Below are 10,955 nucleotides of genomic sequence, written 5' to 3'. Positions count from 1 at the left end.
CCCACTGGAGTCACCTGGGGGCGTTCGCCCTGGCCCTGGCCGCCGTGAGCATCTGGTCGACGCGCGTCACGCGAGAGCCCCCCTCGCCGTGGTCCGCGCCGGAGCCCACCCGGCCCCTGGAGGCCCGGCTGACCTCCGTCCCCCTGGATGGACACCGCCCCTACGTGCCCATGCGCGGAGGGGTTCCCGCGGCGGCGCCGCTACCGCTGCGGGAGCTGGCCCGGATGGAGGACCGGCAGGACTGGCGGGGCATCGCCTCCGCGTACCTGCTTGCGGGCGACGCGCGGCAGGCCCTGAACTACCTGGGCAACGCGGCCGCCTCCCCGGACGTGGACTCCGACCGCGCGGTCGCGCTGGCGCTGGCCCATGCCGGGGCCTCCGAACAGACGGCGCTCGACGAGGCCCTGGCCGTGCTGGAGGACGTGCTCCGCGAGCAGCCAGACCATCCACAGGCCCTGTGGAACCACGCGCTGGTCCTGCGGAACCTGGACCTGCCCCTGCTCGCGGCGGATGCCTTCGACGCCGTGGCGAAGCTGGGCGAGCCCGGCTGGAGCGCGGAGGCGCGGACCCATGCGGGCCTCTTGCGGGAACAGACGCTGGCCCGGGGCCGCGCCTGGAAGCAGGCCTTCGCGGCGACGCAGGACCTGATGGCGGACTCCAACGCGCCGCTGCCTTTGAAGGAGGCCGCGAACCTTCCGGGCATCGTCCGGCTGGCCTTCTACGACGCGGTCCGCGCGGCTCCCTCGAAGGACGCGGCGCTGCGGCTGCTGCCGTTGGCGGACACCCTGGACCGGGCCTATGGCGGCGGCACGGTGCTGCACGCGACCGTCACCCGCGTGGCCGCGCGGGACTTCCAGAAGCGAGAACCGCTCGCCCGGGACTACGCGCGGTCCGTGCGCGGCAGGACGCCCTTCCCTCCGGCCTTCCTGGAGACACTGCGGCGCTCCGGCGAGGACGACCTGTACGTGGGCGCGCTCGGGTACGAGCTCACGGCGGGACGGCCCGTGGACGTGGCGGTGTTCGCTCGCGCCGCGGACGGACTGGGCGACCCGTGGTTCCACCTCATCGCCGAACGCGAGCGCGCCAACCAGGAGGTGCGCGACGGCCAGTGGTGGAAGGCGGAGGCGCGCGTGCGGGAGGCGCTGCGCACGTGCGCGGCGGAGCGGCTGGACTACCGCTGCGCCGACCTGCACGCGTGGCTCACGGACATGTACCTGGGCGAGCTGCACCGCCCCGCCGAGGCCCACGCACACGCGCTGCGCGGCTGGCAGCTGGCGAAGAAGCAGGGAGAATGGCAGCAGGAGCGGCTGTTCCTCCAGGAGCTGGCGCAGGTGGCGCGCTTCCACCACGTCGCCCCCACCGCGAGCGCGTACTTCAGGGAGTCGCTGGCGCGCGTGCCCGACGACCGCACGCAGCTCAACTACGTGCACCGCAACCTGGCCACCCTGGCGTGGATGGACTTCCGCGTGGACGAGGCCCGCCAGCACCTGGAGCAGTCGATGGAGTCCGGCCTGCCGCTGGGGCTGAATGGCGCGGGCGTGCTCGCGGACCTGGCCCGCTTCGGCCCCATGCCCGGCGCGGCGGACGCGCTGTCCCGTGCCCTCTCCGGACTGAGGCAGGGCCAGGCTCGCCCCGGTGAACGCGCGTTGCTGGACTCCATCCAGGGCGAGTTCGAGCTGGAGCGCGACCCCACCGCTGGACGCGCCCTGCTGCGGAGCGTCCTCACGCAGGCGGAGCAGTGGCCCGGCGACGTGTACGCCCGCCGCGCCCAGGCCCGCGCCTCCGCCGCGCTCATCTCCGACGCCGGACGCACGGGCGCGTTCGTGGAGGCGCTCGCCCTCGCGGGCCGCCAGTTCCAGGTGACCGAGGTGCCGGAGCGCTGCGTGCTCGCGGTGTCGGTGCAGCACGAGCGCACGCTCGCGGTGGCGCGTGGCCCTTCGGGCGCGGTGCACGGGGACTTCACCCAGACGCGCACGGCGCCGCTCGGCCAGGACGCCTCCGGGCTGGTACCGCCCGCGTTACAGGAAGCGCTGCGCGGGTGTGAGCAGGTGCAGGTGCTGGCCCCGCCTCCCGTGAATGGCCTGCCCCGGCTGCTCCCGCCGGACATCGCCTGGAGCTACCGGGTAGGCCACGCGACCGTGGGCCCTCTTCCGCCGGTGGACAGCGGCGAGCACCTGGTTGTCTCCAACGTGGACACGCCCGCGGCCCTGGGCCTTCCGCGTCTGCCTCCGATGTCGCATCCCCCTGGGGAAGACGCCCGGCGCGTGATGCTGGAGGGCGCGCGAGCCACGCCATCGCGCGTGCTGGAGGCGATGGCCACCGCCACCGAGGTGGAGATCCACACGCACGGCGTGTTCAGCCCGGAACTGTCGGACGCCTCGCTCCTCATGCTGGCCCCGGAGCAGGATGGCCGGTACGCGCTCACCGCCAACCAGGTGCGCGCTCACGGGCTCTCCAAGGCACCGTTGGTGTTCCTGGCCGCATGCGGCGCCGCGCGCACCGCGCCCTTCCCGCACGAGTCCTTCAGCCTGCCGGTGGCCTTCCTCGACGCCGGGGCGCGCGCGGTGCTGGCCGCCACGGTGGACATCCCGGACACCGCGGGCCGCTTCTTCAACGACGTGCGCGAGCGCATCCACGCGGGCGCCTTGCCCAGCGTGGCCCTGCGCGACGAGCGGCAAGCCTGGCTCCAGGCCTCCCCCGGTGACCGCTGGGTGCACGACGTGCTCCTGTTCGAATGACGATCCGTAAGGTCATTTAAAAGAACCGGACCCAGCACGTTTTCAAGAAGGAGCCGCACGCAAGCCGGAAGCGCCCATCCCGCGGCGGCCCTTCAGGAGGACGGACATGAAGAACTGTCGGAACAGTGCGGGTCAGGCCCCCGGGAAGGACAAGCCCCAGAACGATCTCCCGGACAAGCCGCCCCCGGGACCCGCTGGCGTGGACGCGTCACCCGTGGCGCCGGAGGAACAGCGCGAAGAGTTCCACAGCGACCTGCCGGACAAGCCTCCGCCGGGGCCGGCAGGATTCGATCGCTGACGCTCGCGGGCGTGGCGCGGGCCTATGCTCCCGCGCCATGCCGTCGCATCCGTATGTCGTGAGGGCCGTGCAGTCTCCAGAAGAGCTGGAGCAGGTGCTGGCCCTGCAGCGCCGCAACCTGACTCCCGCGCTGTCTCCAGAGGAGCAGCACGCCCAGGGCTTCGTCACCGTCCAGCATGACCTGGCCACGCTGGAGCGCATGCACGCGCTCGTGCCCAGCATCATCGCCGTGCAGGGCTCCGACGTGGTGGCGTACGCGCTGGTGATGCCCCGCGAGTGCCGCGCGCTGGTCCCCGTCCTGGACCCGATGTTCGCGCTCCTCGAAGGGCTCGAGCACCGGGGCCGGCCGCTGAAGGACCAGCGCTTCTACGTGATGGGGCAGGTGTGCGTGGACAAGGCCCACCGGGGGATGGGCCTCTTCGACGCGCTCTACCACCAGCACCGCGAACAGCTTCGCTCGCGCTTCGACTGCGTCGTGACCGAGGTCTCGGCGCGCAACACCCGCTCCCTGCGCGCGCACGCGCGGGTCGGGTTCGAGACCGTCCACACCTACCGCGACGCCATCGACACCTGGGCCGTGGTGCTCTGGGACTGGGGCGCGGACACGTCGCGCTGAAGCACCGGATCCACGCGCACCGGCGTGGGACGGTTCGCCATCCGCTTGTGGTGCAGGCCGGACAGCTTCAGCGCCAGCTCCGGACCGGTGACACCCTTGGGGATGTAGCCGTCCGCGCCGGACGCGCGCACCAGCTCGCGCAGCCGCGACTCGTCCATGGACGAGTACAGGATGAAGAGCGTGTCCGGACCCGCGAACTGGCGCACCACGCCCAGGATGCGGTCGCCGCTCAGCGCCGGGATGTTCACGTCCAGGAGCACGATGTCCGGCTGCTCGGTCCGCAGCAGGTTGGCCACGCCCAGCGCCGCGCGCGTGGTGACGACTTCGAAGCCGTAGCGGCTGATGGAGCGCTCCACCAGCTCCAGCACGAGTGGGTCATCATCCACCACAAGCGCCTTCAACTTGCCTTCCGCCATCGCGTCTCCGCCTTTCAAGACCTCGGGGGAAAGGTCTGAAGTGCATTACGTCCAGGTATGCTGTGCAATATACGCCATACCTGTATTCAGGCACAATGCCCCTAGGCCTGAAGACCTGGGATGCCCGTACTTTGAGTACGAATTCCAGGTCTCAATGTCGCGCGGAGGTGGGGAAAAAGGGCCCTATGCCGCAGGGGTGACCCTGACCCCGATATGTCACTGTGAGTGAAAACGGGTGAGCGGGAAGGGTGGGAAACCGGACACTCCAGCGCCCGGCCGGCGCCCCGTTTTGTGCATCACGCAAAGCCGTGCGCGGCCAGGCGGGGCGAGGCAGCTTTGGGGGATGGCTTCTGGAACTCCCGCCAACAATGACTTCGCCCTGCTGGTGGCGGTCCTTCCGCCGTCGCTCCAGGAGGCGGTACGGCGGCTGCCTGAAGCGGAGCTGCTGGAAGTGGTGATGGACCTGGGGCGGCCTCCGGAGGCTCGGCTGGTGCACGGTGTGGCGCGGCTGTCCGAAGCGCCCGTGGATCAGGAGGCGCTCCAGGCGGTGCTCGCCCACGTGGGCGAGGTGGGCGGCGACAACCGCGCGGGCATCGAGCGCACGCTCCACCGCGTGTCGGCCATCCGCAACCGCCAGGGCCGCGTGGTGGGGCTCACGCTGCGCGTGGGGCGCGCCATCCAGGGCACCATCGACATGCTGCGCGACCTGGTGGAGTCCGGTCGCAACCTGCTGCTGCTCGGGCGGCCGGGCGTGGGCAAGACGACGAAGCTGCGCGAGGTGGCGCGCGTGCTCGCGGACGCGCTGGGCAAGCGCGTGATGGTGGTGGACACGTCCAACGAGATTGGCGGCGACGGGGACATCCCGCACCCTGGCATCGGCGGTGCCCGGCGCATGCAGGTGAGCCGGCCGGACCGTCAGCACGACGTGATGATCGAGGCGGTGGAGAACCACATGCCCGAGGCCATCGTGGTGGATGAGATTGGCACCGCCGCGGAGGCCGCCGCCGCGCGCACCATCGCGGAGCGCGGCGTGCAGCTGGTGGCCACGGCGCACGGCAACACGCTGGAGAACCTGGTGTTGAACCCCACGCTGTCCGACCTGGTGGGCGGCGTGCAGACCGTCACGCTGAGCGACGACGAGGCGCGGCGCCGGGGCACGCAGAAGACCGTCACGGAGCGCAAGAGCACGCCCACCTTCGACATCGTGGTGGAGATGGTGAACCGCGACGAGGTGCGCGTGCACCGCGACACGGGCGGCGCGGTGGACCGGCTGCTCACGGGCGTGGAGGTGGGCGGCGAGAAGCGGCGGCAGCAGGACGGCGCCGTGCACGTGGAGGCCGCGCCGCAGGTGGTGGAGGCCACGCCTCCGGGAGGACGCGTGCCGAAGGGGACGCCCGCGCTGGGAGCGCCCCGGCCCGGGCCCACGCGCATCGCCGCGCACGCGGTGAGCCGCGAGTTGCTGGAGCGCGTGCTGCGCGACCTGCCGGTGGAGGCCGTGGTGGTGGGCCGTCCGGAGAACGCGGAGGTGGTGCTCACGCTGAGAAGCCGTGCGAATTCGCCTCGGCTGCGCCGCGCGGCCGAGCGCGTGGGAGCGCGGGTGCTGGCCATCAAGCGCAACAGCGCCACGGAGATCCGCCGCGCGCTGCGCACGGAGTTCCACCTGCTGGAGGGCGTGGACCCTGCGGACGTGAACGCCGCGGTCACGGACGCGGAGGAGGCCATCCAGCGCGTGCTCTCGGAGGGCATCAGCCTGCCGCTCGCGCCGCGCCCGTCGCGCCTGCGGAAGTTGCAGCACACCCTGGTGGTGAAGAACCACCTGGAGGCCGTGAGCGTGGGCAGCGAGCCCCTGCGCCACCTGGTCCTCTACCCGCTGGGCACCGTCCTGACAGAAGCGTCCGACACCGCGCCGGAGGACGTGGACGCGCCGGAGCCGGATGATGACCTGGAGGACGACGACTCCTTGGCCGCGGACGAAGAGACCGGGGATGACGAGGACGCGAACCCGGAAGCCTCGCCCGCGGACGAAGGCATCTCCCAGCCCCCTCGGACCTGAGCGCGGCCTCCCCTCCGGCGGCGGACCGCGCGAACTTGTCCGACTGTCGGACAGGTTTTGGACCGGGGCCGGGCCGGAGGCGGACCGCGCGAACTTGTCCGACTGTCGGACAGGTTTGGACCGGGCGGGCCCGGACAGGGCCGCCCCTGGTTGCGCAGCTCACTGCACACGCTGCATGGGGTCAGGGGAGCCCCTTTCCCTGGAGATTCGCGGGGTTGAGGGGGGCATGACCGTTGCTGAAGGCTCGGGGTACGGTCCTCCGCGATGGCGCGGGGGAGCCGCACCGTCTTTCCGGAGACCTTCATGCGCCGCATTGCCTTCGCTGCCCTCGCCGCCCTCGCCACCACCGCCTGTGGGGACAACCTGCCCACCCAGGAGGAGATAGACGACGCGAAGGCCCGCGTGGAGCGGCTGGCGGCCTCCACGCACCAGGTGCGGGGCGCGTTCGAGATGCTGGGCCTGATGCCCGTGTACACGTGCGGCGAGCCCCGGCGCTCCTTCCTCAACCGCGCAGTGGAGGGGCTGAGCGCCTCGGTGACCTGCGCGACCTTCCGGGTGCAGGCCGTGGACGCCGTCACCGACTCCGTCGTCGTGTCCTTCCCGTCCGCCTGTGACGTGCACGGCCTGCGCTTCACCGGACGCGCGGTGCTGGAGTACCGCGGCGGCGAGGACCTGATGGAGATGAAGGCGGACCTGCGCGAGCTGGCCGTGGATGGCCAGACGCTCCAGGCCAAGGTGGGCTACGGCACCTGCGCGGACGAGACGCGCCTGTTCGCGGAAGTCGAGGGCCAGGTGCCCGGCCGCCAGGGCCACAGCTTCTCCATCAACAGCACCGTGGGGAAGCGCGACGGGCTGCCCATCATCGGCGGCACGTCGCTGGTGTTCGACGGGCCGGGCGAGCTGACGGGGCCGAACGGTACGGACCGCATCACGCTCACGTCGCTCGAATATGAAGTGGGCAACTACCTGCCCAAGGAGGGCACCGCCCTGGTGGAGACCGCGGACGGGCACCGCCTGAACTTCGCGTTCCAGCCGGTGCTGTGGCGCGTGGGCAAGGTGGAGGTCACCGTGGACGAGAAGGACCCGGTGACCGTGCCCGTCGTGCGCTGACGCCTACTCCTGGAACGACCGGGTGAGCCGGGCGATGGCGCCCGGTAGACCCCGCACGCGCAGCCGGCTGCCCGTCTCGTCGTAGGCCTGGGACACCACGGTGGTGTGCTCGTACACCTCGCCGATGCGGGCCTGCCGTGCGTAGGGAATCACCAGGTCCGCCTCCACCATGGAGGCCTCGAAGAAGGCGATGACCTCCCGGCGCAGCATGGCCACGTCGTCCGGCCGGTGCGCGGACAGGAAGATGGCTTCGGGGTGCTCGGCCCGGAGCGCTTCCTGGACCGCCGCGTCCAGCCGGTCCACCTTGTTGAACAGCAGCTTGCCCGGCACCACGTCCGCGCCAATCTCCCGGAGCACCGTGCGGGTGACCTCCAGCTGCGCGGCCCACGTGGGGTCGGACGCGTCCACCACGTAGAGCAGCAGCGACGCCTCCAGCGCCTCGTCCAGCGTGGAGCGGAAGGACGCCACCAGGTCGTGCGGCAGCTTCTGGATGAAACCCACCGTGTCGGAGACGAGGATGCGCGGCCGGGTCTCCGGCTGCATCGCGCGCACCGTCGTGTCGAGCGTGGCGAAGAGCTGATCCGCCACCAGCACCGTGCTGCCCGTGAGCGCGCGCATCAACGACGACTTGCCCGCGTTCGTGTAGCCCACCAGCGCCACGCGCAGCTGGTCCCGGCGCGCGTAGCGGCGGTGGTCCTGGTCCTTCTGGATGGCGGCCAGGCCCTCGCGCAGCTCCGCCAGCCGGTCGCGAATCTTGCGGCGGTCCAGCTCCACCGCCGAGTCACCCGAGCCGCGGCCCTGCTGGCGCTCACTGCCTCCGGAGGATTCACGAAGGCGCGGGGCCAGGTAGTTGAGCCGGGCGATCTCCACCTGCATGCGTGCCTCGTGGCTCTTGGCGTGCCGGTGGAAGATGTCCACGATGACGCCCGCGCGGTCCAGCACCTGCACGCCCGTGGCGCGCTCCAGGTTGCGCAGCTGGCCGGGGGACAGCTCGTGGTCCACGACCACCACGGTGGGCCTGGGGCCCGGTTCGACGGCGGTGGCCTCCGCGTCCGCGTCTGATTCCGCGTCCGTGTCCGGGAAGGCGTCGTCGTCCTCGTCGGGCGGCGCGGCTCCGGATCCGTTCGGGTCCGCGTCGCCGGGAGCCACCGGGGCGTCCGGGTCCTCGGGCTCCGCGTCGGCTTCGGCCTCCCACTTCTCCCGCGCCTTCGACGTCTTGCCCTGCGCGCCGGACGGGATGACGCCCGAGCCGCCGGTGAGCTCGGACAGCTCCTTGAGTTTGCCGGAGCCGAGCACCGTGCCGGTGGCCAGCCGCTGCCGGCGCTGGGACACGGTCGCCACCGCGTCGAAGCCCAGCGTGTGCACCAGCCGCTTCAGCTCCGCCAGGTCCGCGGCATGCGCTTCATCCGTCACCCCGGGAAGCTGGACACCGACGAGGACGGCGCGTGGGCGCTCGGGAAGGGTTTTCGCCATGCATGGGCTCGTAACACGCCGGGCCCGGCCGTGCCTCTGCATTGCTCATTCAATTTTCCGCTTATTCTTGAATAACCAGTTTAAAAGCAACTCAATCCCAGACATTGAGACAACCTCGTCACCGCGCTCCCGTCGCGGTCTTCCCCATCCCCCGGAGTGAAATGAAGAATCGATTCCTCATACTCGCCGTGATGACGCTGGTGGGCGGCTCCGCCTTCGCGGAAGCGCCTCCGAACCCGGCGGACCTGCGCCGCGTGACGAAGGCGCGCGAGAGCCTGGTCCCCGCCGTGGAGAAGGCCTTCGGGCCCAAGGCTCGCTTCGTCCAGCTCTTCGGCCAGGGCCGGGAGATGCTGGCGGGCATCGTCGCGGAGATCCCCGTGGAGCCGCTGGGGACGGATGACCTCCCGCTGCTGGCCATCGTCCGGTACGCCGAGGACACCGGCGCGGTCCGCGTGGTGGCCCCGGAGTTCAAGTACCGCGAGGCGCGCATCGTGGGCCAGGAGGTGGCGCTGCTGGACGGCGAGGGCACCCTGCGGCTGCGCGACGCGAACGGCCGCGAGCGGCTGCTCGCCGAGCAGGTGGGCGGCGACCTGTTCCCCACGGCGAAGGGGGACGCGCTGGTGGCCACGCTGAAGACGGGCGCCCCGGGCCCGCATGAGACGGCGGTGGGCATCATCGACATGAAGGGGCGCGTGAAGGTGCTGGCGGACGGCCCGGGCGTGGACGCGACGCCGAGCATCTCCCCGGACGGCAAGACGGTGGTGTTCGTGTCGGGCCGGACGAGCGTGGCGTCGTTCTTCGTCACGACGGTGGAAGGCGCGGAGCCCCGGCAGCTCACCAACGTGGGCCTGGAGAACTGGATGCTGTTCGGCGGCCCGCCGAAGGAGTTCGTGCCCCCGCCCGTCTCCAGCCACCACATGGAGTGGGTGGGCGAGGACGTGCTCCGCTACAACGCGGGCGGCGGCGTGTTCTGGACGCTCAACGTGCGCACCGGCCACGCGGCCGCGGACGTGGGAGGTGCGAAGTGATGCGCCTTCAGCGGCTCATGGTGGTGGCGGCGTTCGCGCTGCTTTCGCTTCCGGCGGTCTCCTCCGCGCAGACGATGTTCCGCTTCCCCGCGTCGCAGCTCGCGGATCAGTGCGGCAACGGCGGCTGCACGGTGAGCGCGTACAAGGACTACGGCGGCCGGGACTACGCCTGCGGTGGCGTGCGCTACAGCGGCCACACGGGCACGGACTACGCGCTGGTGGGCGGGTTCTCGAAGATGGACTACGGCGTCTGGGCGATGAACGCCGCCCGGGGCTACGTCGAAGCGTCGGTGGACGGGTACTACGACCGGTGCAACTACTGGAACCAGTCCAATCCCTATGCCGCGTGCGGCCTCTACACGGCGAACTACATCATCATGCGGCACCCGGACAACACGCAGACCTGGTACTGGCACCTGAAGGCATACACGCAGCAGTTCGCGCGGGGGACCACGCTCGCCTGCGGCAACTGGATTGCGCGCGTGGGCTCGTCCGGCGCTTCCACGGGACCGCACCTGCACTTCGAGTACTACGTGCCGGGCTACGGCACGGATGACCCCTACGCGGGCTCCTGCGGCACGCCCTACACGCGCTGGACCTCGCAGGGCGCGTACCGGGGGCTTCCCGGCATCACCTGCCAGTAGGCCGCGGGGCCTGTCGGGACGGGAGAGGCCAGGGAAGGCCCTCCCGTCCTGAACCGGGCGTCGCGCGGATGAAAAACCGGGAGCGCCGGGGCGAAGTCGTTAGCGTGTCCGGGAACCCGCGGGACTCTCCCCCGTGGCGCCGGAAGGAATTGCCCGTGGTGCTTCGTGGTGATGTCGCCGTCCTGCTGGAGAACGCCCCTGCGAAGCGCCAGGCGCTGGCGGAGGCCGCGTTCGTGTTCTTCGCGGTGCTGGGGCCCTCCTCGGTGGCCCGGCTGGGCCGAGGGGCCGCCGTGGCGGTGGAGCTGGCGCTGCTGGCGTGGGGGCTGATGCTCCTGCGGCCGTGGGAGTCCTCGCGGCGCGGAGCGTGGTGGGGCGTGCTGGGCCTGATGGTGGCGCTGGGCGGCGCGGGCGCGGGCGCGTGGGTGGCGTCGGACGCGGAGATGACGAAGGGCTTCTCGCTGTCCATGGCGCCGCTGGTCATCCGGGCGCTGGGCATGTGCCTGCTGGTGGCGGTGCTGATGTGGCGTGACGGTCAGGGACCCGCGCAGGTGGGGCTGGTGCGCGAGGGCTGGGCGCGGG

9 protein-coding genes and 1 pseudogene are annotated in these 10,955 nt (G+C 71.5%); 8 read left to right on the top strand and 2 right to left on the bottom strand.

What is annotated here, in order from left to right:
* The 3 genes from D7Y15_RS39585 to D7Y15_RS39575 form a co-directional block, all read left to right on the top strand.
* A partial coding sequence (locus tag D7Y15_RS39585) for a CHAT domain-containing protein (RefSeq protein WP_148712989.1) occupies positions 1 to 2,738 on the top strand: 2,738 nt, incomplete at its 5' end.
* Between the two features lie 106 nt (positions 2,739 to 2,844).
* A complete protein-coding gene (locus D7Y15_RS39580) occupies positions 2,845 to 3,036 on the top strand; it encodes a hypothetical protein (protein WP_121755798.1) in 192 nt (63 codons plus the stop codon).
* Between the two features lie 37 nt (positions 3,037 to 3,073).
* The gene (locus D7Y15_RS39575; RefSeq protein ID WP_121755797.1) at positions 3,074 to 3,652 is read left to right on the top strand and encodes a GNAT family N-acetyltransferase; all 579 of its coding nucleotides are present in this window, start codon (positions 3,074 to 3,076) and stop codon (positions 3,650 to 3,652) included.
* On the opposite strand, the gene D7Y15_RS39570 is transcribed toward D7Y15_RS39575, so the two are convergent.
* On the bottom strand, positions 3,586 to 4,068 hold the full coding sequence (locus D7Y15_RS39570) for a response regulator (RefSeq protein ID WP_120580846.1): 483 nt from the start codon (positions 4,066 to 4,068) through the stop codon (positions 3,586 to 3,588). The genes D7Y15_RS39575 and D7Y15_RS39570 overlap by 67 nt on opposite strands.
* Before the next feature lie 343 nt (positions 4,069 to 4,411).
* Between D7Y15_RS39570 and D7Y15_RS39565 the strand changes: the two genes are divergently transcribed.
* Together D7Y15_RS39565 and D7Y15_RS39560 are read left to right on the top strand one after the other, a co-directional pair.
* Entirely contained in the window at positions 4,412 to 6,121 is a 1,710-nt protein-coding gene (locus D7Y15_RS39565) for a R3H domain-containing nucleic acid-binding protein (RefSeq protein WP_121755796.1), read from the top strand.
* A gap of 303 nt (positions 6,122 to 6,424) precedes the next feature.
* Positions 6,425 to 7,231 carry a hypothetical protein gene (locus tag D7Y15_RS39560; protein ID WP_120580850.1) on the top strand — a complete coding sequence of 269 codons (807 nt, stop codon included), beginning with the start codon at positions 6,425 to 6,427 and terminating at the stop codon, positions 7,229 to 7,231.
* A 3-nt stretch (positions 7,232 to 7,234) separates the two neighbouring features.
* Here the strand turns inward: D7Y15_RS39560 and hflX are convergent, their stop codons facing one another.
* Positions 7,235 to 8,704 (bottom strand): GTPase HflX, encoded by a 1,470-nt coding sequence (hflX, locus tag D7Y15_RS39555; protein WP_121755795.1) that lies wholly within the window; start codon positions 8,702 to 8,704, stop codon positions 7,235 to 7,237.
* A gap of 161 nt (positions 8,705 to 8,865) precedes the next feature.
* Between hflX and D7Y15_RS39550 the strand changes: the two genes are divergently transcribed.
* The 3 genes and pseudogenes from D7Y15_RS39550 to D7Y15_RS39540 all read left to right on the top strand — a co-directional run.
* Entirely contained in the window at positions 8,866 to 9,732 is an 867-nt protein-coding gene (locus D7Y15_RS39550) for a PD40 domain-containing protein (RefSeq protein ID WP_121755794.1), read from the top strand.
* Positions 9,732 to 10,376, top strand: a complete 645-nt coding sequence (locus tag D7Y15_RS39545; RefSeq protein WP_120580842.1) for a M23 family metallopeptidase — start codon at positions 9,732 to 9,734, stop codon at positions 10,374 to 10,376. Before D7Y15_RS39550 ends, D7Y15_RS39545 begins: the two co-directional genes overlap by 1 nt.
* A 155-nt stretch (positions 10,377 to 10,531) precedes the next feature.
* Positions 10,532 to 10,955, top strand: a pseudogene (locus D7Y15_RS39540) (CPBP family intramembrane glutamate endopeptidase); the annotation flags it as partial.

Source organism: Corallococcus sp. AB030 (genome assembly GCF_003668965.1).
GTDB lineage: Bacteria > Myxococcota > Myxococcia > Myxococcales > Myxococcaceae > Corallococcus > Corallococcus exiguus.
Note: the sequence above shows the minus strand (reverse complement) of the source record. Positions and strands in the feature narration are given on the sequence as shown.

Coding starts and splice junctions, on each gene's coding strand:
- D7Y15_RS39580 (WP_121755798.1), top strand. CDS start 2,845: ATGAAGAACTGTCGGAACAGTGCGGGTCAGGCCCCCGGGAAGGACAAG.
- D7Y15_RS39575 (WP_121755797.1), top strand. CDS start 3,074: ATGCCGTCGCATCCGTATGTCGTGAGGGCCGTGCAGTCTCCAGAAGAG.
- D7Y15_RS39570 (WP_120580846.1), bottom strand. CDS start 4,068: ATGGCGGAAGGCAAGTTGAAGGCGCTTGTGGTGGATGATGACCCACTC.
- D7Y15_RS39565 (WP_121755796.1), top strand. CDS start 4,412: ATGGCTTCTGGAACTCCCGCCAACAATGACTTCGCCCTGCTGGTGGCG.
- D7Y15_RS39560 (WP_120580850.1), top strand. CDS start 6,425: ATGCGCCGCATTGCCTTCGCTGCCCTCGCCGCCCTCGCCACCACCGCC.
- hflX (WP_121755795.1), bottom strand. CDS start 8,704: ATGGCGAAAACCCTTCCCGAGCGCCCACGCGCCGTCCTCGTCGGTGTC.
- D7Y15_RS39550 (WP_121755794.1), top strand. CDS start 8,866: ATGAAGAATCGATTCCTCATACTCGCCGTGATGACGCTGGTGGGCGGC.
- D7Y15_RS39545 (WP_120580842.1), top strand. CDS start 9,732: ATGCGCCTTCAGCGGCTCATGGTGGTGGCGGCGTTCGCGCTGCTTTCG.